Below are 25,630 nucleotides of genomic sequence, written 5' to 3' on the forward strand. Positions count from 1 at the left end.
GGTGTCTGCCTCTCAGGGTGGATGTTACGGCGCACCGTTGCCCTAGTCTGCTTAGGCAACATTCACATGACATAAGAGGAAGGTTTTGCCGCAACTGGGCGCGGCACTACGCATCGCTCAGCCCTTGGTGCAGGTCGAGGCGGTGAAGGCGCCGTCGGGCTGCTTCAGAATGATGTCGAATGACGGGGCGGTCTCGCCGTCCAGTGTTGCCTGTGTCATGGAGACGGAGTTGCCACCGGTGGTATAGCCGCCCAGCGGCCCGAGCCAGGTGATCTCGCCATTGGCATTCATCTGATAGTTGTAGCCTTGCGTCGCGGTGCCGAATGTCACCGGACCACTATAGACGTTGCCCTTGATGGTGATGTCGCCGAGGTTGAGGAAGGCGCCGAGCAGGTAGACCTCGCAATGATAGGTGCCGTCCGGAAGCTTGCCCTCGCTGAAATCGGCGCGCGCGGCGCCGCTCGTTGCCATCAGCAGCAGGATGCCGGAAATGCATGAGGTGCGAGATGTCATGACGTCACTCTTTTGAAGGGCGAGCTTGCCCTATTTTTGCGCGGTACCGCAACATTGTTAGCCCGGAACACACGGCCGGAGATCAAAAACTAGGCATTTGTCTCAATTGGGCAAAAATTAGGCAAAAGCCATGTGCGCTGCGCAAATTTGCCTCAATCAATTTTCGCCGGCTACCACTGTTTTCTCGAGGCTAATATACCAACCGGCTGATAACGCTCGGCTATTCCATCTTCGTGAGCGGCGCCTTTGCGTTTGGCACGGCAGTTGCATTGCATTATCGCGGTGCAATCAAACAGCTTGGGAGTCTTCGGTATGAGGGGTAATTTCTCCACAATAGCAAAAATGTTTTCGGCCGGCGTGGTCGCCGCCGGCCTGTCGATGTCGTCTCCGGCCCAGGCCGCCGAAGACACGATCAAGGTCGGCATTCTGCATTCGCTGTCGGGGACCATGGCGATTTCGGAGACGACGCTGAAAGACGCCATGCTGATGCTCATCGAAGAGCAGAACGCCAAGGGCGGCCTGCTCGGCAAGAAGCTTGAGGCGGTCGTTGTCGATCCGGCCTCCAACTGGCCGCTCTTCGCCGAGAAGGCGCGTGAGCTGATCTCGAAGGACAAGGTCGCCGCCGTGTTCGGCTGCTGGACCTCGGTGTCGCGCAAATCGGTGTTGCCGGTGTTCTCGGAACTCGACAACATCCTGTTCTACCCCGTCCAGTATGAGGGCGAGGAAAGCGAGCGCAACGTGTTCTACACCGGCGCCGCCCCGAACCAGCAGGCGATTCCTGCCGTCGATTATCTCATGAGCGAGGACGGTGGCTCGGTGAAGCGCTGGGTGTTGGAAGGCACCGACTACGTCTATCCCCGCACCACCAACAAAATCCTCGAGGCCTATCTGAAGGCCAAGGGCGTCGCCGCCGAAGACATCATGGTCAACTACACGCCGTTCGGCTTCTCCGACTGGCAGACCGAAGTCTCCGCAATCAAGAAATTCGGCTCGGCCGGCAAGAAGACCGCCGTCGTCTCGACCGTCAATGGCGACGCCAACGTTCCGTTCTACAAGGAACTCGGCAACCAGGGCATCAAGGCCGAGGACATCCCGGTCATGGCCTTTTCGGTCGGTGAGGAAGAACTGGCCGGTCTCGATACCGCGCCGCTGGTCGGCCATCTCGCTGCCTGGAACTATTTCGAGAGCGTCGACACACCCGAAAACAAGAAGTTCATCGCCGACTGGCACAAGTTCATCAAGAATGACAAGCGCACCACCAACGACCCGATGGAAGCTCACTATATCGGCTTCAACATGTGGGTGAAGGCGGTCGAAAAGGCTGGCACTACCGATCCCGACAAGGTCATCGACGCCATGGTCGGCGTGTCCGTGCCGAACCTCACCGGCGGCTATTCGACCATGATGCCGAACCATCACATCACCAAGCCGGTGCTGATCGGCGAGATCCAGGCCGACGGCCAGTTCGAGACCGTGTCGCAGACGCCCGGCCTCGTGATGGGCGACGAATGGTCCGACTATCTGCCCGATTCCAAGGACCTGATTTCGGATTGGCGCGCGCCTCTGTCCTGCGGCAACTTCAACGTTGCCACCGGCAAATGCGGCGGCAAGGGCACGAACTGATCCCTCCCGGGACTGACCGATCGTGGACGCGTCCACGATCGGTACCGCCAAGCGTCCGGGCGCTTCAGCCCGCCCGGACGCGGAATTTCCCCACAGAAGAGTATCTGAACGGATGATCCTGTTGCGCACTCTCGGCCTCATGCTGATGTTCCTGGTGGCAAGCCTATTGCCGTCGAACGCAGCCGAAGCCGATCTGCGCGCCATCGTCGCCAAATTCGCCACGGGCACGGGCTTTGCCACCACTGAGGCTGTTGTGCGCGAACTTGCCGCCACCGGCGATCCGCTGGTTGAACGGCCGCTTGCAGCCCTCGCCGAAGGCAATCTCTACATGCGTAAAGCCGATTCAGCCGTCTTCGTCGGCAGTGAGGCCGCCGACAGCGTCACGCTGCTCGACCCGCTGAGCGGCGAGAAAGCCGGCGACGCCGCCAAGGCCGACATCACGAAGATCAAGGTCAACAACACGCTGCGTCGTGTCATCCGAGATGCGCTGGGAACGCTGACGTTGCGCGCGAAAGATCCTTCTGTCCGCATCGCCGCCGCCGACACCATGTTCAAGACCCCCGATCCCGCCAATATCGAGCCGCTCGATGCAGCCATCGCCGCCGAGACCGACGCCAAGGTCAAGGCATTGTTCGAACAGGCGCGCGCGGCATCGGTGCTGGTCTCCGACAAGCCGGAGGCCGACAAGCTTGCCGCCATTGCCCTGATCGGCGCGCGCGGCGACCGCGACGCGGTCTCGCTGCTCACCGCGGTCGAGGCCAATGCGCAAGGCGCGGTCAAGGATGCCGCGACGGCGGCAATCGCCAGCATCAATTCGAGCCTGGCGCTGTGGGATGCCGGCCAGAACATATGGTACGGCATCTCGCTTGGCTCGGTGCTGCTGCTGGCCGCCATCGGCCTCGCCATCACCTTCGGCGTCATGGGCGTCATCAACATGGCGCATGGCGAGATGGTGATGCTCGGCGCCTACACCACCTTCGTCGTCCAGCAGGTGATCCGAACCTCATTCCCCGGCCTGTTCGACTGGTCGCTGGTGATCGCGCTGCCGCTCGCCTTCCTGGTTGCCGCTTCCGTCGGCCTGATCATCGAGCGCGGCGTCATCCGTTTCCTCTACGGCCGGCCGCTGGAAACGCTGCTCGCAACCTGGGGCGTCTCGCTTGTCCTGCAGCAGGCGGTGCGCTCGATCTTCGGACCGACCAACCAGGAGGTCGGCAACCCCTCCTGGATGTCGGGATCGTTCGATGTCGGCCAACTCGCCGTCACCTGGAACCGCCTCTGGATCCTGGTCTTCGCGCTCACCGTCTTCGGCGTGCTGCTCTTTGTTATGAAGCGCACGCCCTGGGGCCTTCAGATGCGCGCCGTCACCGCCAACCGCCGCATGGCCGCCTCGATGGGCATCAGGACGCCTTGGGTCGATGCGCTGACCTTTGCGCTCGGCTCCGGCATTGCCGGCATTGCCGGCGTCGCGCTCAGCCAGATCGACAATGTCTCGCCCAATCTCGGCCGCGGCTACATCATCGACAGCTTCATGGTCGTGGTCTTCGGCGGCGTCGGCAATCTCTGGGGCACGCTGGTCGGCGCCTTCTCGCTCGGCATCGTCAACAAGGTTCTCGAACCCTATGCTGGCGCGGTGCTCGGCAAGATCGTCGTGCTGGTGCTGATCATCCTGTTCATCCAGAAGCGCCCGCGCGGCCTGTTCGCGCTCAAGGGCAGGGCGGTGGAAACATGATCACGGGACGCTTCTTCGCCGCGGGTGCCGACCGTCGCATCGCCATCACTATTTTCATCCTGCTGACGGCCGCCATTATCGTGCCGCTGCTCAACCTCGCAGTGTCGCCGCAAAGCGCGTTCTATATTCCGTCCTACATCGTCGCGTTGACGGGCAAGTACCTCTGCTATGCATTGCTTGCCTTGGCGCTCGATCTCGTCTGGGGCTATTGCGGCATCCTCTCGCTCGGCCATGGCGCCTTCTTCGCCCTCGGCGGCTATGCGATGGGCATGTACCTCATGCGCCAGATCGGCTCGCGCGGCGTTTACGGCAATCCGATCCTGCCCGATTTCATGGTGTTCCTGAACTACAAGGAATTGCCCTGGTTCTGGACCGGTTTCGACCACTTCTGGTTCGCCGCCATCATGGTGCTGGCGGTGCCCGGCCTGCTCGCCTTCGTCTTCGGCTGGTTCGCCTTCCGCAGCCGCGTCACCGGCGTCTATCTCTCCATCATCACCCAGGCGATGACCTACGCGCTGCTGCTCGCCTTCTTCCGCAACGACATGGGTTTCGGCGGCAACAACGGCTTGACCGATTTCAAGGATATTCTGGGCTTCAACGTGCAGGCCGACGCCACCCGCTCGGCCCTGTTTGCCGCCAGCGCCATCATACTCGCGCTCGCCGTCTTCATCACCTGGGCGATCGTCGGCTCCAAATACGGCAAGCTGCTGATGGCGGTGCGCGACGCCGAGAGCCGCACCCGCTTCCTCGGCTGGCGGGCGGAGAACGTGAAGCTGTTTGCCTTCACCGTCTCGGCTGTCATGGCCGGCATCGCCGGCGCGCTCTATGTGCCGCAGGTCGGTATCATCAATCCCGGCGAATTCGAGCCGTCCAATTCCATCGAAGTCGTGATCTGGGCAGCCATCGGTGGGCGCGGCACCATTGTCGGCCCGATCGTCGGCGCGCTGCTGGTCAACGCCGGCAAATCCTGGTTCACCGGCCTGCTGCCGGAGTTCTGGCTGTTTGCGCTCGGCGGCCTGTTCGTCGCCGTAACCCTGTTCCTGCCCAAGGGCATCGTCGGCATGTGGGATTCCTGGCGCGGTAACGCTCGGGCGATGCGGGCTGCAGCGATTGCAGAGGAAGCGGGCACAGACCCTGATGCCGCGCCGCCATTGAAGATCGTGCGCAGCGCAGCAACAACGCCCGGTGCCTGGTCCGCGTCCGGGCCTGAACCGCAGCCGGCGGAATAGAGCGATGTCGAAGTCCAACACCATCCTCTATCTCGACGGCGTCTCGGTCTCCTTCGACGGTTTCCGCGCCATCAACAATCTGTCGCTGGTGCTCGACAAGGGCGAGATGCGCGCCATCATCGGTCCCAACGGCGCCGGCAAGACGACGATGATGGACATCGTCACCGGCAAGACCCGGCCCGACGAGGGCGAAGTGTTCTTCGACGGCCAGGTCGATCTGACCCGGCACGACGAGGCGGAGATCGCCATGATGGGCATCGGCCGCAAATTCCAGAAGCCGACCGTCTTCGAAAGCCACAGCGTCGAAGACAATCTGATGCTGGCGCTGAAGGGCCCGCGCTCGATCTTTCCGGCGCTGTTCCATCGCCGCTCGGCCGCCGAAGCCAGACAGATCGACGACATCCTCGGCATCATCCGGCTGGGCGACAAGCGCCACGATCTGGCAGCCAATCTCAGCCATGGCCAGAAACAGTGGCTGGAGATCGGCATGCTGCTGGCGCAGGACCCGAAGCTGCTTTTGGTTGACGAGCCGGTCGCAGGGATGACCGATGCCGAGACCGAGGAAACCGCGCGGCTGCTCAAGGACATAGCGCGCGACCATTCGGTCATCGTCGTCGAGCACGACATGCATTTCGTGCGCGAACTCGGCGTCAAGGTCACCTGCCTGCATGAGGGCTCGGTGCTGTCGGAAGGCTCGCTCGATTTCGTCTCGGCCGACGAGCGGGTCGTCGAAGTTTATCTCGGGAGATGAGCATGGTCTGGCGGGTGCAATTCCATCGCTTCGACTTTTCGTTCCTCCGCTTCTGGAGAAGGCGCTGACATGCTCGAAGTTTCCAACGCCACGCTCCATTACGGCGCTGCTCAGGCGTTGCGCGGTGTGTCGCTGACGGCGGGTGCCGGCAAGATCACCTGCGTGCTCGGCCGCAACGGCGTCGGCAAGACCAGTTTGATGAGATCGATCGTCGGCCACCACCGGCTGACGAGCGGAAGCGTTGCCTTCGAGGGGAAGGCGCTCGACCGGAGCGCGGCGTATGATCGCGCCCGGTCGGGCATCGCATTCGTACCGCAGGGCAGGGAGATCTTTCCGCTGCTGACGGTGCGCGAAAACCTGGAGTCCGGCTTTGCGCCGTTGAAGCGCGCCGACCGCAACGTGCCGGCGCATGTCTTCGAACTGTTTCCGGTGCTGAAGCAGATGCTGGGGCGGCGCGGCGGCGATCTCTCAGGCGGCCAGCAGCAGCAGCTCGCCATCGGCCGGGCGCTCGTCATGCGGCCGAAACTGCTGGTGCTCGACGAGCCGACCGAAGGCATCCAGCCCTCGATCATCAAGGACATCGGCCGCGCCATCCGCTATCTGCGCGACCAGGCCGGTATCGCCGTTCTGCTGGTCGAGCAATATCTGGATTTCTGCCGCGAGCTCGCTGACGAGGTCAACATCATGGACCGCGGCCAGATCGTCCACACCGGCCCGGCCGAAGATCTCGACCGGGCGGACGTCAGGAAGTTTCTGACGGTTTAACGCAGGTCGACGGCTGCACGGATCGTACACGTCGAAGATTGGCTGAAATGCCCACAATCACTTCGTCATTCTAGGGCGAAGCAAGGAGCGGAGCGACGCGCGCAGACCCCAGAATCCATGCCGCGACATCAGCCAAAGAGTGCCGCGATGCAGAACAAGATCGCTTCTGCGGCACATTGGCCATTCCACATTCTGCCCCGTTAATGACGCTTCTTCGTCCCGGCATGGATCCCTGGGTCTTCGCTCCGCTTCGCGTCGCTACGCCCAAGGATGATGAAGTCGCGAAGGTCCGCGCCCGTTGCGTCGGACTTTCCTCGGAGGCCGCCACACTCTGGCACGCCGAATACTGCATGCTAGTCTTTCCTAGGCCTCGGTGAGTCGGCCGCTTCCGTATCAGTCTGGTTCTGTAGCAGATCGAGGGAATATGCTGGCTCAGCCTGCAAGTTCCACGCAAGCAAGCCACCCTAGCTTCCCTCGCAGTTCTGATTGTCGGTCAATGCGTTCAGATAATCTTGCCAGGAGAATAGGGCTATGGAACGGTTCGTCGAGGACCACCAGAAACGACGGCTGACAGAGCGTGTCGACATCATCACCGCCATTAACATTCTGCGCTCGCAAGGCTACCAGCAGGATGAGCTGATCGGCGAAATCACCAAGGTTTTCTACGTCGACCTCGACACTTACAACGAGATCGTCATAGCGGCCTAAAAGCGCGTCGCGCCTGAACGGCCTCATGCGACGCGCTTTGGGGTGTTGTTTTACGTGTGGTGAGGTTCAGGCCGGCTGAATATCAGCCCAGCCTACCCGGCGCGCCGGAAGGCGAGCACACGGTTGCGGCCGCCGCGCTTGGCGCCGTAAAGCGCTTTGTCGGCGGCGCTGAGCACCTTGTCGAATTTGGTGCCGCCCTCGCTGCCGAAGGCGTAGCCGGCGCTGACGGTGCAGGACAGCAGGCGGGTCTCGGTATCGATCCGGCGCATGGCAAAACTGGCCCGGATCCGCTCGGCTATGAATTCCACCTTTTCAGGCAAGGTGCGATCGAGCACCAATGCAAATTCCTCTCCGCCCATGCGCGCGGCGACATCGCCCGGCTGGAGATTGGCGGTCAAATCCTTGGCGAACAGTTTCAGCACCTCGTCGCCGGTGGCATGGCCGAACTCGTCATTTATCGCCTTGAAGCCGTCGAGATCGAACACGATCACGGCGGTGAAGGACCGGACAGGTGTTTTGCCGTGCAGGTCGAACAAAGCGCGCCGGTTGAGCAGTCCGGTCAGCGGATCGGTCAGCGCTTCGCGGCGATGATACTGCGCCAGGCGTCCCTGGTTGAGCGCCAGCGAGAGCGCGCCGATGCCGGTCATGCACGCGATGACGACGATGAGGCTGAAATCCTCGGCCCAGTTGCTCGGCGCATGGCCAAGCACCAGCCTGCCATCCCAGACAAGCGCACCGGAGCACAGCACGAAGGAAATTGCGGTGGCTGTGTAGAGCCCGGCAATGCCGAGGATCGGGGCCGGGAATTCGGTGCGGCCCTTCCAGTATTCAGAGGCCGTCGCAAACAAAAGCAGCGCGGCGAAGGCATTCTCCAGCATGAAGCCCAGCCCGTCATAGCCAAGCGCCATCGGCGGCAAGGCGACTGCCAGCGAGACGCCGGCGCCGACAGCAATGCGGGGCAGCGGTGACCTCCCTGTCGTGAACTGATGGGCCGCGCCCAGCATGGTCGCGAAGCCGAGCAGCAGGAACGTGAAGCTGGCGAGGCCGAGCAGGCGTCCGGGCGCGTCGATATAGGCCTGGTAGGCGAAGACGTCGGCGACGATCAGAAGCACGCTGACCGCCCAGGTCAGCAGGAATTTTTCCGAGCGCGCGGTAAGCCAAATGCCGAACAGCGTCAGGCCGAGGCAAGCGGCGGAAAACCCGACAGCCAACAGAAGGGAACTGTAGTCGAGCGACATGCCCTCGTCCTTGCGCGCGGCGGCCGGCCTCTAGAAAGGACCCGCACCGGATTTATGCAGGATGGAGGTATCGATAAGGTTACGATGCGCATAAGCTATCACGCTTCGGTTCATCGTAGCAATTCTGGGTTGAAACCCTTTTCAAGGGAAAGCGCTGCCCGCTTTCCCGGGAAAAACGTTCCACACTTTTCCTGGAATTGCTCCTAATGCATGTCGCTCAGAAGTGTGCCGCGGTTCTGGGACAACGGCATGCATCAAGACAAAGACTTAAATCGCGTCGTATGAATCCGTTTCAGCGCTACGCGCTTTAACCGATCAGCTCACCCGCTTCATCAGCGCCATGGCGCCGAACGGCGCGCGCACCTTGCCCTCGGTGATGAAGTAGACGAACACATCGCGCGGTTTCACCGGCGCGTCGAAAGTCGGATCGGCGCGCCGCAGATCGGCCGGCTGCTTGCCTTGCGCCCAGGTCTTCACCCGCGCTGCCCATTCGTCCAGGCCCTTCGGCGTATAGCAATCCGGATTGTCGTCGCTGCCGGTCTGCAGCCGCGCATAGATAAAATCGCCGGTGATGTCGGCGATACCAGGATATTTGGCATGGTCGGCATAGACGATCGCCGCCTTGTATTTGCGCGCCAGGCTCACAAATTCCGGCACGCTGAAACTGTCGTTGCGCACTTCCAGCGCATGGCGCAGCGCCACGCCATCCTGCTTTTCCGGCAGCAGCTTCAGGAAGGCCTCGAAATCATTGGCGTCGAACTTTTTCGTCGGCGCGAACTGCCACAGGATCGGGCCCAGCTTGTCGCCCAGCGCGGCAATGCCGGAGCCGAGGAAGCGCGTCATGGACTCGCCGGCTTCGCCAAGCACGCGCCGGTTGGTGACGAAGCGATTGCCTTTCAGCGAATAGACGAAACCGTCCGGCGCCTCGCTCGCCCATTTGACGAAGGTCGGCTCCTTGAAGCTGGAATAGTAGGTGCCGTTGACCTCGATGCTCGGTACCTGGCGGGTGGCGTAACTTAGCTGTTTGGCCTTGGAAAGCTTGTCCGGGTAGAAAGACGTATCCCAGGGTTCGAAAGTCCAGCCGCCCATCCCGGCGCGGATTGTTCCTTGGCTGATCATCGTCTTCCTCCCAGTTCTAAAAATGCGGTCAGGCTATTTTTCCAACCGGTTTGATCATGTCGACCACGGTCCATCCGGGACGGTGGGGATTGGCTCGGCGGCCCGTTTCGTGGAAGCCATAGGCCGTATAGATCTCGATGTTCCGCTCCATGCGCGAATTGGTGTAGAGCCGCACCTCCGGCACACCCCATAGCCGCGCCTGTTCCTGGGCGAAGTCGAGCAGCGCGGTACCGAGTTTCCTCCCCTGAAAAGCGGGGGAGACCGCGACGCTGAAGATCATCACATGATCGGGGTGGCGCTCAATAACGATCAGCCCGGCGAGCTCAGCGTCGCTCTCCAGCAGCCAGACCTCGCCTCGCTCGATGCGTGGCGCATAGCCCTCGGTGACTGGGATCGGCGGCGCGCCGAACAAGGCGGTGTAATGCCCATAGGCGGCTTCCGTCAGCGAAACGACTCCGTCGAGATCACCGGCAAGCGCCTGTCGGACTGTCATTCAAAGCTCTCCAGGCGCCCGGCCGGTCTGCCAGTCACTCCGCCGCTTCGCGCTTGCCTCCGGGGCGCCGTTCCAGCAGTTCCTTCAGGAAGTGGCCGGTGTAGCTGCGCTTTTCGCGCACGATCGCTTCCGGTGTGCCTTGGGCAACCAGCTCGCCGCCGCCATCGCCGCCTTCGGGGCCGAGGTCGAGCACCCAGTCGGCGGTCTTGATGACTTCGAGATTGTGCTCGATCACCACCACCGTGTTGCCCTGGTCGACCAGTTCGTGCAGCACTTCCAGCAACTTGGCGACGTCGTGGAAGTGCAGGCCGGTGGTCGGCTCGTCGAGGATGTAGAGCGTCTTGCCGGTCGCCTTGCGCGACAATTCCTTGGCGAGCTTGATACGCTGCGCCTCACCGCCCGACAGCGTCGTCGCCTGCTGGCCGATATGGATGTAGCCGAGGCCGACCTGCTTCAGTGTGTCGAGCTTGTCGCGCACGCCGGGCACGGCGGCAAAGAAATCGACACCTTCCTCGACCGTCATGTCCAGGACGTCGGCGATCGACTTGCTCTTGAACACGACATCCAGCGTCTCACGGTTGTAGCGCTTGCCATGGCAGACGTCGCAGGTCACATAGACGTCGGGCAAGAAGTGCATCTCGATCTTGATGACGCCGTCGCCCTGGCAGGCTTCGCAGCGGCCGCCCTTGACGTTGAAGGAGAAGCGCCCCGGCTGGTAGCCGCGGGCCTTGGCCTCGGGCAGGCCGGCGAACCAGTCGCGGATCGGTGTGAAGGCGCCGGTGTAGGTGGCCGGGTTCGAACGCGGTGTGCGGCCGATCGGCGACTGGTCGATGTCGATGACCTTGTCGAGGAATTCGAGGCCCTCGATGCGGTCGTGATCGGCCGGATGCTCGCGCGAGCCCATGATGCGGCGCGACGCCGCCTTGAACAGCGTCTCGATCAGGAAGGTCGATTTGCCGCCGCCAGACACGCCGGTGACGGCGGTAAAAGTGCCGAGCGGGATTTCGGCAGTGACGTTCTTGAGATTGTTGCCGCGCGCGCCGACGATCTTCAGCCGGCGGTTTTTCTTGGCCTCGCGCCTGACACCGGGCGTGGCGACTTCGAGCGCGCCCGACAGATATTTACCGGTGATCGAGTTGGGATTGGCCATCACCTGCTGCGGCGTGCCCTGGGCGATGATCTCGCCGCCATGAATGCCGGCTGCCGGACCCATGTCGACGACATAATCGGCATGCAGGATGGCGTCCTCGTCATGCTCGACGACGATCACCGTGTTGCCGATGTCGCGCAGATGCTTGAGCGTGTCGAGCAGGCGGGCATTGTCGCGCTGGTGCAGGCCGATCGACGGCTCGTCCAGCACATAGAGCACGCCGGTGAGGCCGGAGCCGATCTGCGACGCCAGCCTTATGCGCTGGCTCTCGCCGCCCGACAGCGTGCCGGAATTGCGCGACAGCGTCAGATAGTCGAGGCCGACATCGTTGAGGAAGCGCAGGCGGTCACGGATTTCCTTGAGAACGCGCACCGCGATCTCGTTCTGCTGGTCGTTGAGATGTGGCGGCAGTTCGGTGAACCACTGGTCGGCCTTGCGGATCGACAGCTCTGTGACTTCGCCGATATGCTTGCCGGCGATCTTCACCGCCAGCGCTTCCGGCTTCAGCCGGTATCCCTTGCAGACCGGGCAGGGCGTCGCCGACATGAAGCGCTCGATCTCCTCGCGCATCCAGGCGGATTCGGTTTCCTTCCACCGCCGTTCGAGATTGGGAATGACGCCCTCGAACGTCTTGGTGGTCTTGTAGGAGCGCAGGCCGTCATCATATTGGAAGGTGACCTCGCGCTCGCCGGTGCCGCGCAGGACGGCTTCCTTGGCCTCTTCGGTCAGGTCTTTGAACTTGTCGCCGAGCTTGAAGCCGTATGCCTTGCCCAGCGCTTCCAGCGTCTGCGCATAATAGGGCGAGGTCGATTTCGCCCACGGGCTGACGGCGCCGTCGCGCAACGAGACGTTTTCGTCCGGCACGATCAGGCTGGCGTCGATGGCGCGCTGATTGCCGAGGCCGTCGCAGGTCGGGCAGGCGCCGAACGGGTTGTTGAACGAGAACAGCCTGGGCTCGATCTCCGGAATGGTGAAGCCAGAAACCGGGCAGGCGAATTTTTCCGAGAACAGGATGCGCTCATGCGTCTCGTTCTTCGATTTGTTGACCGAGTCCTCGCCGGTCTGGCTGGCGTCGAGCGGCCGGTCGGCGAACTCGGCCACCGCCAGCCCTTCCGCCAGCTTGAGCGCCGTTTCGATGGAATCGGCAAGCCGTGTCGCCAGGTCGCCGCGCACGACGATGCGGTCGACGACGACATCGATGTCGTGCTTGTACTTTTTGTCCAACGCCGGCACATCGGCGATCTCATAGAAGACGCCGTCGACCTTGACGCGCTGAAAGCCCTTCTTCTGCAGCTCCAGCAGTTCCTTGCGATACTCACCCTTGCGGCCGCGCACGATCGGCGCCAGCAGGAAAAGGCGCGTGCCTTCCTCGACCGCCAGCACCCGGTCGACCATCTGTGAAACCGTCTGGCTCTCGATCGGCAGGCCGGTCGCCGGCGAATAGGGGATGCCGACGCGCGCGAACAGCAAGCGCATGTAGTCGTAGATCTCGGTGACGGTGCCGACTGTCGAGCGTGGGTTCTTCGACGTGGTCTTCTGCTCGATCGAGATGGCCGGCGACAGCCCGTCGATCTGGTCGACATCCGGCTTCTGCATCATTTCGAGGAACTGGCGCGCATAAGCCGACAGGCTCTCGACGTAACGGCGCTGGCCCTCGGCATAGATGGTGTCGAAAGCAAGCGACGATTTGCCGGAGCCCGACAGGCCGGTCATGACGATCAGGCTGTCACGCGGCAGGTCGAGATCGACATTCTTCAGGTTGTGTTCGCGTGCCCCGCGAATGGAAAGGTATTTATGGTCGGCCATCGCCGGTCGCCGCCTCAGGTCTGGTGTCAGTGGGATCGGCGGGTTTTCCCGGCCATTCCCTATGTAGGTATTTTTGCCGCCACGTCGAGAGACGCCACACTTCTCGACCAAAGCCGTTTAACCGTCTTTCGCGCGAACGGGCAAGCGGAAAGAACAAAGACCGAACACGCTCCTGACAAAGCTGTGCAGAAACTGACAAGGGTGTTTCAGAAACTGACCCTGACGTAAGCTCCCGACGATCACATTTTCCGTAACCGGCTATTCAAGGTTGACGCCGTCGAATCAGGGGCGCACTCTGCCGGAGTCAACGGAGCCGGCCGTCTTTGATGGCCTCGCCGCCCATAGCGGCCTGCGAGACGCCGCAGGTTTTTGCGATTTGTGCTTCGGATTGACACCAGTCGCAACGGACATAGGAGCGGAGCATGACGCCACCGGATAGTCCCTTGAGGCTCCACCTGCTAGTGGAGCCGCGGCGGGCATAAGTGCCAGGTAGTTTCAAGGCATTGGAGTGTATGCGTCCAAACGAACGCATCGCGTCAGTCCAACAAACCACCAGACAAACCGTGACCTGCCGAATCCCACAAAAATCAGAGACGGCTAGTCGGATCGTCGGCTGAATGCCGCGAAGCATCCGAAATCAAAGTCGGTATAACACTACCGGCAGTTTGGATTTGGAATCCAAAAAAAGCCCCGACCGTTAGCGGAAGCAACGGCGGGGCTGTTCTTTTGCGAGGAAGTCGTCGGCGCAGGCTTTCTCTCCCGTATAGTAGCTGGGAGAAGGGGCTACCGGCGCGGCGGCTTGATCCCACCCGTGCCGACATCGACAGTGATGCTGCCGGAAATCCTGACATCGGTGTCGCCGATCTTGAACGTGCCGTTCTCGCCGGCAGGCAGCGCGTCGTCCGGGTCCGGCTGCGGCGCGGGCTTGGCGATGCGGTAGTCGCCGGCCACGCCGGGCAGGGCGCCTTTCCACGACGTGCTGGTGCTGCCCCCGGCAAAGGCCATGCTCGATGTCGCCGCCGTGATGGCAATGGCTATGGTCAGTCTGTTCAGGTGGTAGCGCATGGCAAGACTATAGTGCCGCGCTCAAGGCGAGGCCAGACCAGCGGCGTTGAAATTGAGGGAACACCGGCCTGCATTCAATCCGCCGATCAGGCCGCCGCCTTTTTGCGGGTGTCGAACACATGGTCGACGAGGCCCCACTCCTTGGCCTCCTTGGCGGTCATGAAGAAATCGCGGTCGAGCGTGCGTTCGACCTCTTCATAGGTGCGGCCGCAATGCTGCGCATACAGTTCCGTCATGTGCCGTTTGGTGCGCAAAATGCCTTCGGCATGGCGCTGGATGTCGGAGGCCTGGCCTTGGAAGCCGCCCAGAGGCTGGTGCAGCACGATGCTGGCGTTGGGGAGCGCGATGCGCCGGCCCGGCGTTCCCGCCATCAGCAGGAACGAGGCCATCGAGGCGGCAAAGCCCATGCACACCGTCGATACCGGGCAACTGACAAATTGCATCGTGTCGTAGATGGCGAAGCCGCTGGTCACCACGCCGCCCGGCGAGTTGATGTAAAGCGAGATCTCCTTGTCGGGGTTTTCGGATTCCAGCGACAGGAGCTGGGCGCAGACCAGCGCCGACATGCCGTCATTGATCTCGCCATTGACGAAGATGATGCGCTCGCGCAGCAGCCGCGAGAAAATGTCGAAGGCGCGTTCGCCGCGGCTCGATTGCTCGATCACCATCGGCACCAGATTGGCAAAGCCGCTCATCTCATTGTCTCCGTTTTGATTTTTCCGGTTCAGGCAGCGCACAGCAACAGGCGTGGCGCGTTGGCGGCGACAGGCGGTTTGGGCTTGTATGCGCGCAGCGAGAGCCGGCAGCCGGCGCCGGCCATCGCAACCGCAGGCGTCAGGACAAACCCGTCATGGACGATGCGCAGATGCGTGCCGCCGGAAACGGTGCGGGCGAGTGTGAAGGTGACGATGCTCTCCAGCTCCTCGCGGTCGGCGTCGCCGGAACGCTCGCGCCAGGAATAGCGCAGCAGGCGCCCCGGTTCGGCATCGAGCACTTCGCACTCGATCGGCTTCTCAGGCCGGGCAAAGGCAAAGCGGCTGCCGGTTTCCGGATTGATGTCGTTCGGCATCATCCATTCCGCCAAGAGGTCCGGCACGGTCAGTGCCCGCCACACCTTTTCCGGTGCGTCCGGCAGATCGCATTCGAAGGCGAGGGCATCTTTGGCGGTCTGCGTCTGCTTTTCGTCGGTCATTGGTCCATGTCCTTCAAAACGGCCTTCAGTCTTTCGATGCGCTCCGGCCAGAATGCGCGGTAGCGTTCGATCCAGCCGAGCAGCGGCTCGAGCCCTTGCGGATCGGCGCGATAGTAGGCGTTGCGGCCGGCGCGTCTTTCGCTGACCAGGCCTGCGCCGCGCAGCACGGCAAGGTGCTGCGACACCGCCGGCTGCGACACGCTCATGCCAGTGCGCAACTCCGACACGCTCATCTCGCCGGAAGTCAGCCGCTCGTAGACGGCGCGTCGCGTCGGGTCGGCCAGGGCGCGAAAAATCTCTGCTTCGATCATGGCAAAAGCATAAGTCGATACTTATCGATTTGGCAAGGGGTGTTTTGAATGCCCGGTATTGATTGGATCCTGCCGGGCCTCTAATCCACGGGGAACAAGATGGGCCGATCATCGCGAGGCAGGAGTAGTATTTATGAATTCCAACGTCGATCTTTCGTCCGCCGAGAACCTCAACGAGGCTCTGAGGCTCTATCGCCGCCTCGTCCTCGGTATAGGCGCCATCGCCGTCATCGGTTTCGTGGCCGTGATCTTGTTGGCCAAGTTGGGTACGGCGCTATCGCCGCCATACGGGATTTACATCTTCGGCGAAGGATTGGGGACCTGGGGCCTGATCGCGGTGGTAGCGGCGCTCGTCGCTCAGGTCTGGTGGCACGGGCGCGCGATCGGGAAATTGCTGAATGACCCGGCTCTGAAATCTGAACCTGCAGTCGGGCTGATGTCGGCACCAACCGTGATCGCACAGCGCGCCCATACCATGGGCATGGAGTGGAGCGGCTTTTTCGGTCCGTTGCGACCAGCTAAAAAACGGCGCTGACGACACCGCTTCTCGCCGCTGCGTGTCAGCTAAATCCACGCGCCCGCGTCGGCGATTGCTGCCATTCCTTGACAATCCGTGGTTAACAGTATAGGAACGAAAAGGGAACAAAAACCTTGTGGGAAAAGCCAGCCGCGGCAAGCCAGGATTGTCCGCGGCCTGTAAGGTGAACGACTTGAAATTTGTTTCGGATGAGCGCGGAGAAGTGTCATGGCGGGTAGCGTCAACAAGGTCATTCTGGTCGGTAACCTCGGCGCGGACCCTGAAATCCGCCGCCTGAATTCTGGTGACCCGGTCGTCAACATCCGCATCGCCACGTCGGAAAGCTGGCGCGACAAGAACTCCGGCGAGCGCAAGGAAAAGACCGAATGGCACAACGTGGTCATTTTCAATGACCAGATCGCCAAGGTCGCCGAGCAGTACCTGAAGAAGGGCATGAAGGTTTACGTCGAAGGCCAGCTGCAGACACGCAAATGGCAGGACCAGACCGGCGCCGACAAGTACACGACCGAAGTCGTGTTGCAGAAATTCCGCGGCGAGCTGCAGATGCTCGATTCTCGCGGCGAGGGCGGCGGTCAGGTCGGCAACTATGCTGGCGGCGGCGGCGCGAGCCGTGGCTCGGATTTCGGCCAGTCTGGCCCCAATGAGAGCTTCAACCGCGGCGGCAACAGCGGTGGCGGCGGTTCCAAGGGCGGCGGTGGCGGCGGCTCGTCGCGCGAACTGGACGACGAAATCCCGTTCTGAGCTGACGATAGTCAGCGATATCTGAGGAGAGGGCGCCATGTCGCTCGGACCGCTTCTGTCGGCGCGCCCTCCCATTCCATGGCACGCCTTCGCGGCCCTTGCCGCGCTGGCCATTGGCGCTACGCAACTGGCACTGCCGAAAGGCACGACGCGCCATCGTGTCGTCGGCTATACCTGGGCGGCGCTGATGCTGGTCGTCGCCATCTCCAGTTTTCTGGATCCAGCAGATACGCCTCGTCGGTCCGTTCAGCCCGATCCATCTCTTGTCGATTTTAGTGTTGATCGCCGTGCCGCTGGCGGTCTGGCACGCGCATATGCATCGGGTCGCCAACATCGCAGGGTCATGATATCGCTGTATGTTTTCGCCCTGATCGGCGCCGGCGTGTTCACGCTGCTGCCAGGGCGGATCATGCACACGGTCGTCTTCGGCCAGTGACGCTTTCTGAAAGGAAGATTGCCGTGAAAGCGCGGATCAAATGGGTCGAGGAGCGCACCTTCGTCGGCGAGTCCGGCAGCGGCCACAAACTGGTGCTGGGGACCGCCCCCGGGCCGGAAGGCAAGACGCCGGGTCCGAGCCCGATGGAACTGGTGCTGATCGGCACCGGCGGCTGCTCGGCCTATGATGTCGTCCACATCCTCGAAAAAGGCCGCGAGGCGATTGAGGACTGTGTTGTCGAACTCGACGCCGACCGGGCCGAAACCGACCCGAAAGTCTTCACCCGCATCCACATGCATTTCATCGTCACGGGCCACGCGCTGTCGCACGACAAGGTCCAGCGCGCCATCAACCTATCGATCGAGAAATACTGCTCGGCCTCGGCCATGCTGGCCAAGACGGCTGTCATCACCCACGATTTCAAGGTCGTCGATACGGCGGTGGAGTAGGGAGTAGGGCTGCCGTTTACCCCGCCATCAGCGCCTTGACGCCATCCGCGACGAACTGAACCGCAAGCGCGGCCAGGATGACGCCGAGCAGGCGGGTCAGGATCGAGCGGCCGGTCTGGCCGAGGATGCGGTCGATGCGCTCCGACAGCACGAACACCAGATAGGTGATGGCAAGACAGACGAAGATGATGCCGACAAGCGCCGCTTGTGCGGCAAAACCCTGGAAAGAGCCCGACAGTAGCACGGTCGCCGAAATCGCACCGGGGCCGGCGATCAGCGGGATCGCCAGCGGGAAGGCCGCGATATTGTGGATCATGTCCTTGGTGATGGCGACGTCGCCGATCTTCTCCTTGCGGTCCTGGCGGCGCTCAAACACCATTTCGAACGCGATGAAGAACAGCAAAAACCCGCCGGCGACGCGGAAAGCCGGCAGCGTGATGCCGAACACCGACAGGATGGACGCCCCGGCCACCGCAAACAGCGCCATCACCAGGAAGCCGATGATCGAGGCGCGCACCGAAACCTGCTGACGTTCCTCGCGGTTCATGCCGCGTGTCACCGCGAGGAAGAGCGGCGCGAGACCTGGCGGGTCGATGGTCACCAGAATGGTGACGAAGGCGTTGAACAGGCTGTCGAAACTCGGCATCGCTGACCCCTCCCGCCGGGCCGGACCCCTGCGCCACGATAGTGGTAGAGCAAAGCCTGGCCGGTGGGAACCGTCTGAGATGCCGATACCGGAGACGCCGGCTATGTTAGGCGGCAGCGTTGCAACAGGCCTCCAGACGATAGCCGTCGGGATCGACGACGAAGGCAGCGTAATAGTTCTCGCCATAGTCGGCGCGCAGGCCCGGCGCGCCATTGTCGCTGCCGTCTGCACGCAAGGCGGCGGCATGGAAGGCAACGACACTCTGCCTCGTCGGCGCGGTAAAGCAGAAATGCAGACCGGACTTCTCGTCCGATGGCACTGGCCGCGCCGCGTCGTTCACCCACAGCGCCACGGTTTGCGCACCATAACCCAGTGAGCCTGGCGACTGGCTGAGGCAGGAATAACCGAGCGGCTTTAGCGCGGCATCGTAGAAGGGCTTCGAAACGTTGGTGTCGCGGACGCCGATCGAGACATGGTCAAGCATGCTTTTTGTCACCTTTTTGCAATATGTTGCGTCATCAGTCGTGGGCGACGCGGCGCGCCAGGAACTCGACTTCGAGACGCCATGTCTTGCCATCGTCGTGCGAACGCTCGCCGAGCCAGCGGAAGCTGTCTTTGGTGATGCGCGAAAAGCTCCAGCGGACCGAGGAACCAGTGCCGTCGGCGCCGACCTGCACAATTGTGTCGCCTTCGGCGCGACCAAGCTGGCGGCTGTAGTATTGGTTTCGCGGGTCGCTCCAGAAGATGTGCCAGGCATCCGAGCCGGGATCATAGGCCCGCAGCGTTGTGCCATAGAAAGTCCATCTGCCGACCGAGGGCGAGGGGCTGGCATCGCGCGCGGGCAGGATCCATACATCCTGGATCGCCCTGCCTTCCAGGACCCAACCGAAATGCACCTCGCCGCGTCCGGTGAGAACCGTGCCGTCCTCGAGATGGCGCGTGGCATCGAATGTCCAGGCGCCGACGAAGCGGCCGTAGAGATCCAGCTTTTCAGCCAGGCCGGGATTGGGGCCGTCGCTATGGAGCGCTTTGGCAAAGGAGGATGTACCGATCATACTTGCTGCCTTCGTTGTGTCAGGAGGCTGCAAGCGATAGGCCCCGACCGGGTGTCGCGCTTGGGAAAAATTGCTATCTTTCAAGCCATGACGACGAGCGAACAAAACCTGGCATCGGGGCAGGGCTGGCATGTGTCCGACGTGCTGTGCACGGCCGGCGCCGGCGACCGCCCGTTCGAGGAGGCGCACGACACCTTCTGCGTTGCCGCTGTCACCAGCGGCACCTTCCGCTACCGCACCAGGCAGGCGCCGCCATGCTGGCGCCGGGCGCGATCCTGCTCGGCAATGTCGGCGCCTGCTATGAATGCGGGCATGAGCATGGCGCCGGCGACCGTTGCCTGTCCTTCCACTTCGCTCCGGCCTATCTCGACCGCATCGCCAGCGACGTGCCCGGCGCGAGCAAGCTCGCCTTCGGCGTGCCGCATATGCCGCCTTTGCCGGCGCTCGCATCGCTGCTGGCCGAGGCGGAAGCGGCGCGCGAGATGGTCGACATCGACGCCTTTGAGGAGCTTGGCCTGCGAATTGCCGGCGCAGCACTGGCTGTTGCCGGCGCAGCACTGCCTGTGGCCAGCGATGCGGTGCCGGGCGTCCGACCGCCGAGCCGCCGCGACCAGAAACGGGTTGCCGAGGCGGTGCGGCAGATCGAGCTCAATGCCGGCAGGCCGGTCTCGCTTTCCGAGCTTGCCTGCGCGACTGCGACCAGCCCGTATCATTTCCTGCGCACCTTCCGGCAGGTCGCCGGCATGACGCCCTATCAGTTTCTGCTGAGAACCCGGCTGCACCGCGCGGCGGTGCGGCTGCGCATGTCAGGCGATGCCATCTCGGAAATCGCCTTCGAGGCCGGTTTCAACGATTTGTCGACGTTCAATCGCCGTTTCCGGCGCGTCATGGGTGAGACGCCTGGCCACTATCGCTCCCGGCGGGTGGCTACCCGCTGACGCGTCTGTCTGCCTCCAGATACGCTCTTGACTTGGAAAACTGTCCTTCGCAGGCTTTTGCCCCTGGCGGCGGCGAATGCGTTATGGCCAAATCGTCGCAATCAGAGGTATCCATTTGAATTTACCGCTGAAATTGTCGTTGGAAAAGCACCACGAATATTGGAGTTTCGGCCGTGCTTCCTATATAAGCGGTCAATGATTCCTGATTAGATTGTGATCCGATTTGACCGACCAAAAACCCCCGCGCGGCGCCGACGGCGGCCCCACCGGCATCGAGCCCATCTCCATCATCGAGGAGATGCAGAGCTCCTACCTCTCTTATGCCATGAGCGTGATCGTCAGCCGTGCGCTGCCCGATGTGCGCGACGGCCTGAAGCCGGTGCACCGCCGCATTCTCTATGCGGCGCATGAGAGCGGTTACCACTGGAACCGCAAATATGTGAAGTCGGCCCGCCCGGTCGCCGACGTGATGGGCAAATACCATCCGCATGGCGACGCCTCGATCTACGACGCCTTGGTGCGCATGGCGCAGGACTGGTCGCTGCGCGTTCCGCTGATCGACGGGCAGGGTAATTTCGGCTCCATCGACGGCGATCCGCCGGCGGCGATGCGCTACACCGAATCGCGGCTGACCAAGGTCGCACATGAACTCTTGGAGGACATCGACAAGGAAACCGTCGATTTCCAGGAGACTTATGACGCATCCGACACCGAACCGAAGGTGCTGCCGGCCCGCTTCCCCAATCTTCTGGTCAACGGTTCCGGCGGCATCGCCGTCGGCATGGCCACCAACATCCCGCCGCACAATCTGGCCGAGATCTGCAACGGCGCCATCGCCATCATCGACAATCCGGCGATCGATTTGCCGGCGCTGATGGAGATCATTCCGGGTCCCGATTTCCCGACCGGCGGCATCGTGCTCGGCCGTTCCGGCATCTACAGCGCCTATGCGACTGGCCGTGGCTCTATCGTCATGCGCGGCAAGGTCAATGTCGAACAGCGCGGAAACGACCGTGAATCGATCATCATCACGGAAGTCCCGTACCAGGTGAACAAGGCCTCGATGATCGAGAAGATGGCCGAACTGGTGCGCGACAAGCGCATCGAAGGCATTTCCGACATTCGCGACGAAAGCGACCGCCAGGGCTACCGCGTCGTCATCGAGCTGAAGCGCGACGCCGTCGCCGACGTCATTCTCAACCAGCTTTATCGCTTCACGCCGCTGCAAACCTCCTTCGGCGCCAATATGGTGGCGCTGAACGGCGGCAAGCCGGAAGTGATGAACCTGACCGACATGCTAAAGGCATTTGTCGGCTTCCGCGAAGAGGTGATTAGCCGGCGCACGAAGTTCCTGCTGCGCAAGGCGCGTGACCGTGCCCATGTATTGGTCGGTCTCGCCATAGCCGTCGCCAACATCGACGAAGTGATCAAGCTGATCCGCACCGCGCCCGATCCGCAGACGGCGCGCGAGCAGTTGATGGAGCGGCGCTGGCCCTCCGGCGACGTCGAGTCATTGATTCTGCTGATCGACGATCCGCGCCATCGCATCAATGAGGATGGCACCTACAACCTGTCCGAGGAACAGGCGCGCGCCATCCTCGAACTGCGCCTGCAGCGCCTGACTGCGCTCGGCCGTGACGAAATAGCCGACGAGCTGAACACCATCGGCGACGAGATCAAGGATTACCTCGACATTCTGTCGTCCCGCGCCCGCATCCAGCAGATCGTCAAGGACGAGCTTGCCGCCGTGCGCGACGAGTTCGGCACGCCGCGCCGCACCGAGCTCACCGACGGCGGCGCCGACATGGAAGACGAGGATCTGATCCAGCGCGAGGACATGGTCGTCACCGTCAGCCATTCCGGCTACATCAAGCGCGTGCCGCTGTCGCTCTACCGGGCGCAACGCCGCGGCGGCAAGGGCCGCTCCGGCATGTCGACCAAGGAAGAGGATTTCGTCACCCGGCTGTTCGTCGCCAACACGCATACGCCGGTGCTGTTCTTCTCCTCGCGCGGCATCGTCTACAAGGAAAAGGTCTGGCGGCTGCCAATCGGCAATCCGCAGTCGCGCGGCAAGGCGCTGATCAACATGCTGCCGCTGGAGCAGGGCGAGCGCATCACCACCATCATGCCGCTGCCCGAGGACGAGACCAGCTGGGGCGAACTCGACGTCATGTTCGCCACCACGCGCGGCACCGTGCGCCGCAACAAGCTGTCCGAATTCGTCCAGGTCAACCGCAACGGCAAGATCGCCATGAAGCTGGAGGAGGAGGGCGACGAGATCCTCGGCGTCGAGACCTGCACAGACAATGACGATGTGCTTTTGACCGCCAGCTCCGGCCAGTGCATCCGCTTCCGCGTTGGCGATGTGCGCGTCTTCCAGAGCCGCAATTCGGTCGGCGTGCGCGGCATAAGCATGGCCGAGACCGACCGCATCATCTCCATGTCGGTGATCGAGCATGTCGATGCTTCGCCGGCGGAACGCTCCGCCTACCTCAAGCGGGCAGCACTGGAGCGGCGGCTTGCCGCCGAGGTGACCGGCGAGGAAGAAGAGATTGCACTCACCAATGAGGAGATTGGCGAGGAGACCGAGCTTTCCGACAGCCGTTACGAAGAGCTCAAGGCGCATGAGCAATTTGTGCTGACGGTGACCGAATATGGCTACGGCAAGCGCTCGTCATCCTACGATTTCCGCCTGACCGGACGCGGCGGCAAGGGCATCCGCGCCACCGACGTGTCGAAGGTGGCCGAGATCGGCCAGCTGGTGGCGACTTTCCCGGTCGGCAATGACGACCAGATCATGCTGGTTTCGGACGGCGGCACGGTCATCCGGGTGCCGGTCAACGGTATCCGTTTCGCCAGCCGCGCCACCAAGGGCGTGACCATCTTCAACACCGCCGAAGGCGAAAAGGTGGTTTCGGTCGAACGGATCTCGGAGCCGCAGGCCGACGAGGATGTCGAAGAGAGTGTCATTGAGGCCGTGGCCGGAGATGCCGTACCGGACAGCGCCGAATAGGTTTTGACCAACAACGCCGGCCCGATGGGCCGGCGCAAACAAGAAACTAGCAATAAATCAGGGGTGACGGTGGGGCCAGCGAGCGCCGAAACCTTCGAACCGCTTTGTCCGGACACGGACGCGCTCTGCCTCGCTATGCAATCCGAATGCGGTGGCGATCAGCATGGCGACGGTCATTGCGGTGGCGAGCATGTAGATCAGCATGTGCGTGTTCTCCTGCGCCTATCCAACGGTTAGATCGGGTTTTGGTTTCATCTTCCGAAGTGCAAACTAGCGAACGCGGCGTGAAGTCTTCGTGATCAAGGCATTCATCTGTCGTTCATGTCTGCGAAAAGGTTCACGCAGATGTTCCCAATCGCATTTGCCTTCCGCCCAATGCCCCGCTAGAAGCACCTCCCATGACCGATCGCATCGCCCTTTATGCCGGCTCCTTCGACCCGCTGACCAACGGCCATCTCGATGTCCTGAAGGCATCGCTGGCTGTCGCCGACACGGTTTATGCGGCGATCGGCACTCACCCCGGCAAGACGCCGCTGTTTTCCTTCGACGAACGGGTGAAGCTGATCGAGGCCGCGACCAAGGCCGAATTTGGCCGCGACGGCGACCGTATCAAGGTCGTCGCCTTTGACGGGCTGGTCATCGACGCGGCCCGCAAGCATGGCGCCTCGATCATGATCCGCGGCCTGCGTGACGGCACCGATCTCGACTATGAGATGCAGATGGCTGGAATGAACGAGACGATGGCGCCGGAACTGCAGACGGTTTTTCTGCCCGCCAGCCCGTCGGTACGCACCATTACCGCCACACTTGTGCGCCAGATAGCCTCGATGGGCGGCGACATCCGTCCGTTCGTGCCGGCCGCCGTTGCCGGCGCGCTCACCGCCAAATTCGCGAAATAGTGCATGTCGCCCAAAAGTGGATGCCGGTTTTGGGGCAACGACATGCACCCTAACAAAGACCTTCGGAGATCCCTTATGCAGCTGAAAAAGCTCGCCTCGTTCCTCGTCGTGCTTGCCGGTCTCGTGACCGCATCCGTTTCGGCCTTCGCCGCCGAGCCGGAAAACACCATGATCATCACCTTGAAGAACGGCGACGTCACCATCGCGCTGCGCCCTGATCTGGCGCCCAAGCATGTCGCGCAGATCAAGAAGCTGGTGCGCGAAGGCGTTTACGACGATGTCGCCTTCCACCGCGTCATCAACGGCTTCATGGCGCAGACCGGCGACGTCAAGTTCGGCAACATGAAGAAGGGGTTCAGCCCCGAAGCCGTCGGCACCGGCGGTTCCGAGCTGCCTGATCTTCCGGCCGAATTCTCGCAGAGTGAGCATTTCAAGCGCGGCACGCTCGGCATGGCCCGCTCGCAGGATCCGAACTCCGCCAATTCACAGTTCTTCATCATGTTCGCGCCGGCGCCAAACCTCGATGGCCAGTACACCATCGTCGGCAATGTCGTCAGTGGCATGGAGCTGGTGGACAAGATCAAGAAGGGCGACGAGGCCGACAACGGCACGGTCAGCGACCCCGACCGCATGGTCAAGGTACGCATCGCCGCCGACAAGTAAACCTATCAAATCATTCTGTTTTCTGAGATAAAGGAGATCCGACATGGCTGAGATCAAGGACCGCGAAAACGCGCTCATCCTGGAAACGACCAAGGGCAAGGTCGTCATCGAACTGTTTCCCGACCTGGCCCCCGGCCACGTCGCCCGCATCAAGGAACTGGCCCGCGAAGGCGCCTATGACGGCGTGGTTTTCCACCGCGTCATCGAAGGCTTTATGGCGCAGACCGGTGACGTCAAGTTCGGCAATTCGACCAAGCCCACTTTTGCCCCCTCCCGCGCGGGCATGGGCGGTTCCGAGAAGCCTGACCTGAAGGCTGAATTCTCCAACGCCAACCATGGCCGCGGCACCTGCTCGATGGCCCGTTCGCAGAACCCGAACTCCGCCAATTCGCAGTTCTTCATCTGCTTCGACGATGCCGCTTTCCTCAACCGCCAGTACACGGTCTGGGGCCAGGTCATCGAAGGCATGGACAATGTCGACAAGATCAAGCGCGGCGAGCCGGTGGTCGATCCCGACAAGATCGTGTCGCTGAAGGTCGCGGCCGACGTCAAGTAAGGAC

The 25,630-nt window shown here is 62.2% G+C and carries 27 protein-coding genes and 1 pseudogene; 15 read left to right on the forward strand and 13 right to left on the reverse strand.

Going from position 1 to position 25,630, the window contains the following annotated elements:
- Positions 1 to 117: 117 nt before the first annotated feature.
- Positions 118 to 513, reverse strand: a complete 396-nt coding sequence (locus ACYG97_RS07805; RefSeq protein WP_023688644.1) for a hypothetical protein — start codon at positions 511 to 513, stop codon at positions 118 to 120.
- A gap of 312 nt (positions 514 to 825) precedes the next feature.
- Here ACYG97_RS07805 and urtA point away from each other — a divergent pair, with 312 nt between their 5' ends.
- From urtA to ACYG97_RS07835, 6 genes are all read left to right on the forward strand, one after another.
- Positions 826 to 2,136 (forward strand): urea ABC transporter substrate-binding protein, encoded by a 1,311-nt coding sequence (urtA, locus tag ACYG97_RS07810; protein ID WP_023715849.1) that lies wholly within the window; start codon positions 826 to 828, stop codon positions 2,134 to 2,136.
- Positions 2,137 to 2,248: 112 nt separating this feature from the next.
- Positions 2,249 to 3,865, forward strand: coding sequence for an urea ABC transporter permease subunit UrtB (gene urtB / locus ACYG97_RS07815; protein WP_023734308.1), 1,617 nt, complete (start codon positions 2,249 to 2,251; stop codon positions 3,863 to 3,865).
- Positions 3,862 to 5,094, forward strand: coding sequence for an urea ABC transporter permease subunit UrtC (urtC, locus tag ACYG97_RS07820; protein ID WP_023734309.1), 1,233 nt, complete (start codon positions 3,862 to 3,864; stop codon positions 5,092 to 5,094). The genes urtB and urtC overlap by 4 nt, the downstream gene beginning before the upstream one ends.
- Before the next feature lie 4 nt (positions 5,095 to 5,098).
- A complete protein-coding gene (gene urtD / locus ACYG97_RS07825; protein ID WP_023696501.1) occupies positions 5,099 to 5,845 on the forward strand; it encodes an urea ABC transporter ATP-binding protein UrtD in 747 nt (248 codons plus the stop codon).
- Between the two features lie 69 nt (positions 5,846 to 5,914).
- A complete protein-coding gene (urtE, locus tag ACYG97_RS07830; RefSeq protein ID WP_023688639.1) occupies positions 5,915 to 6,610 on the forward strand; it encodes an urea ABC transporter ATP-binding subunit UrtE in 696 nt (231 codons plus the stop codon).
- Positions 6,611 to 7,141: 531 nt separating this feature from the next.
- The gene (locus ACYG97_RS07835; protein ID WP_023670936.1) at positions 7,142 to 7,318 is read left to right on the forward strand and encodes a hypothetical protein; all 177 of its coding nucleotides are present in this window, start codon (positions 7,142 to 7,144) and stop codon (positions 7,316 to 7,318) included.
- Between the two features lie 92 nt (positions 7,319 to 7,410).
- Here ACYG97_RS07835 and ACYG97_RS07840 read toward each other — a convergent pair whose 3' ends face one another.
- The 8 genes from ACYG97_RS07840 to ACYG97_RS07875 form a co-directional block, all read right to left on the reverse strand.
- Positions 7,411 to 8,556, reverse strand: a complete 1,146-nt coding sequence (locus ACYG97_RS07840) for a GGDEF domain-containing protein (protein ID WP_023734310.1) — start codon at positions 8,554 to 8,556, stop codon at positions 7,411 to 7,413.
- 315 nt (positions 8,557 to 8,871) lie between these two features.
- Entirely contained in the window at positions 8,872 to 9,675 is an 804-nt protein-coding gene (locus ACYG97_RS07845) for a DUF72 domain-containing protein (protein WP_023734311.1), read from the reverse strand.
- Positions 9,676 to 9,703: 28 nt separating this feature from the next.
- On the reverse strand, positions 9,704 to 10,168 hold the full coding sequence (locus ACYG97_RS07850) for a GNAT family N-acetyltransferase (protein WP_023734312.1): 465 nt from the start codon (positions 10,166 to 10,168) through the stop codon (positions 9,704 to 9,706).
- A gap of 34 nt (positions 10,169 to 10,202) precedes the next feature.
- Entirely contained in the window at positions 10,203 to 13,124 is a 2,922-nt protein-coding gene (gene uvrA / locus ACYG97_RS07855; protein WP_023734313.1) for an excinuclease ABC subunit UvrA, read from the reverse strand.
- Between the two features lie 783 nt (positions 13,125 to 13,907).
- Positions 13,908 to 14,129, reverse strand: coding sequence for a hypothetical protein (locus tag ACYG97_RS07860; protein ID WP_245260866.1), 222 nt, complete (start codon positions 14,127 to 14,129; stop codon positions 13,908 to 13,910).
- 146 nt (positions 14,130 to 14,275) lie between these two features.
- Complete coding sequence (locus ACYG97_RS07865; protein ID WP_023734315.1) at positions 14,276 to 14,884, reverse strand: ATP-dependent Clp protease proteolytic subunit; 609 nt, start codon at positions 14,882 to 14,884, stop codon at positions 14,276 to 14,278.
- Positions 14,885 to 14,913: 29 nt separating this feature from the next.
- On the reverse strand, positions 14,914 to 15,381 hold the full coding sequence (locus ACYG97_RS07870) for an SRPBCC family protein (protein WP_023734316.1): 468 nt from the start codon (positions 15,379 to 15,381) through the stop codon (positions 14,914 to 14,916).
- Entirely contained in the window at positions 15,378 to 15,692 is a 315-nt protein-coding gene (locus tag ACYG97_RS07875) for an ArsR/SmtB family transcription factor (RefSeq protein WP_023670944.1), read from the reverse strand. Before ACYG97_RS07875 ends, ACYG97_RS07870 begins: the two co-directional genes overlap by 4 nt.
- Before the next feature lie 133 nt (positions 15,693 to 15,825).
- Here ACYG97_RS07875 and ACYG97_RS07880 point away from each other — a divergent pair, with 133 nt between their 5' ends.
- The 4 genes from ACYG97_RS07880 to ACYG97_RS07895 all read left to right on the forward strand — a co-directional run bounded on the left by ACYG97_RS07880 (position 15,826) and on the right by ACYG97_RS07895 (position 17,856).
- Positions 15,826 to 16,227, forward strand: coding sequence for a hypothetical protein (locus ACYG97_RS07880; RefSeq protein WP_023734317.1), 402 nt, complete (start codon positions 15,826 to 15,828; stop codon positions 16,225 to 16,227).
- 210 nt (positions 16,228 to 16,437) lie between these two features.
- On the forward strand, positions 16,438 to 16,971 hold the full coding sequence (gene ssb, locus ACYG97_RS07885) for a single-stranded DNA-binding protein (protein ID WP_023670946.1): 534 nt from the start codon (positions 16,438 to 16,440) through the stop codon (positions 16,969 to 16,971).
- Between the two features lie 37 nt (positions 16,972 to 17,008).
- Positions 17,009 to 17,407, forward strand: a complete 399-nt coding sequence (locus ACYG97_RS07890) for a DUF2306 domain-containing protein (RefSeq protein WP_460221574.1) — start codon at positions 17,009 to 17,011, stop codon at positions 17,405 to 17,407.
- Between the two features lie 23 nt (positions 17,408 to 17,430).
- A complete protein-coding gene (locus ACYG97_RS07895) occupies positions 17,431 to 17,856 on the forward strand; it encodes an OsmC family protein (RefSeq protein ID WP_023734318.1) in 426 nt (141 codons plus the stop codon).
- Between the two features lie 16 nt (positions 17,857 to 17,872).
- Here the strand turns inward: ACYG97_RS07895 and ACYG97_RS07900 are convergent, their stop codons facing one another.
- From ACYG97_RS07900 to ACYG97_RS07910, 3 genes are all read right to left on the reverse strand, one after another.
- Positions 17,873 to 18,502 carry a MarC family protein gene (locus tag ACYG97_RS07900; RefSeq protein ID WP_023734319.1) on the reverse strand — a complete coding sequence of 210 codons (630 nt, stop codon included), beginning with the start codon at positions 18,500 to 18,502 and terminating at the stop codon, positions 17,873 to 17,875.
- A 106-nt stretch (positions 18,503 to 18,608) separates the two neighbouring features.
- Entirely contained in the window at positions 18,609 to 18,986 is a 378-nt protein-coding gene (locus tag ACYG97_RS07905) for a VOC family protein (RefSeq protein WP_023734320.1), read from the reverse strand.
- Between the two features lie 34 nt (positions 18,987 to 19,020).
- Positions 19,021 to 19,557, reverse strand: a complete 537-nt coding sequence (locus ACYG97_RS07910) for a hypothetical protein (protein ID WP_023734321.1) — start codon at positions 19,555 to 19,557, stop codon at positions 19,021 to 19,023.
- Between the two features lie 87 nt (positions 19,558 to 19,644).
- Between ACYG97_RS07910 and ACYG97_RS07915 the strand changes: the two are divergent.
- Positions 19,645 to 20,495, forward strand: a pseudogene (locus ACYG97_RS07915) (helix-turn-helix transcriptional regulator).
- Positions 20,496 to 20,718: 223 nt separating this feature from the next.
- Complete coding sequence (gene gyrA, locus ACYG97_RS07920; protein WP_023734322.1) at positions 20,719 to 23,508, forward strand: DNA gyrase subunit A; 2,790 nt, start codon at positions 20,719 to 20,721, stop codon at positions 23,506 to 23,508.
- A 57-nt stretch (positions 23,509 to 23,565) separates the two neighbouring features.
- Here the strand turns inward: gyrA and ACYG97_RS07925 are convergent, their stop codons facing one another.
- Positions 23,566 to 23,712, reverse strand: a complete 147-nt coding sequence (locus ACYG97_RS07925; RefSeq protein ID WP_023700785.1) for a hypothetical protein — start codon at positions 23,710 to 23,712, stop codon at positions 23,566 to 23,568.
- 194 nt (positions 23,713 to 23,906) lie between these two features.
- Between ACYG97_RS07925 and coaD the strand changes: the two genes are divergently transcribed.
- The 3 genes from coaD to ACYG97_RS07940 all read left to right on the forward strand — a co-directional run bounded on the left by coaD (position 23,907) and on the right by ACYG97_RS07940 (position 25,626).
- Positions 23,907 to 24,407, forward strand: a complete 501-nt coding sequence (coaD, locus tag ACYG97_RS07930) for a pantetheine-phosphate adenylyltransferase (RefSeq protein WP_023670954.1) — start codon at positions 23,907 to 23,909, stop codon at positions 24,405 to 24,407.
- Between the two features lie 75 nt (positions 24,408 to 24,482).
- Positions 24,483 to 25,070, forward strand: coding sequence for a peptidylprolyl isomerase (locus ACYG97_RS07935; protein WP_023734323.1), 588 nt, complete (start codon positions 24,483 to 24,485; stop codon positions 25,068 to 25,070).
- 43 nt (positions 25,071 to 25,113) lie between these two features.
- Positions 25,114 to 25,626, forward strand: a complete 513-nt coding sequence (locus ACYG97_RS07940; RefSeq protein WP_023730156.1) for a peptidylprolyl isomerase — start codon at positions 25,114 to 25,116, stop codon at positions 25,624 to 25,626.
- Positions 25,627 to 25,630 lie beyond the last annotated feature (4 nt).

It is taken from the genome of Mesorhizobium sp. W067, from assembly GCF_054719525.1.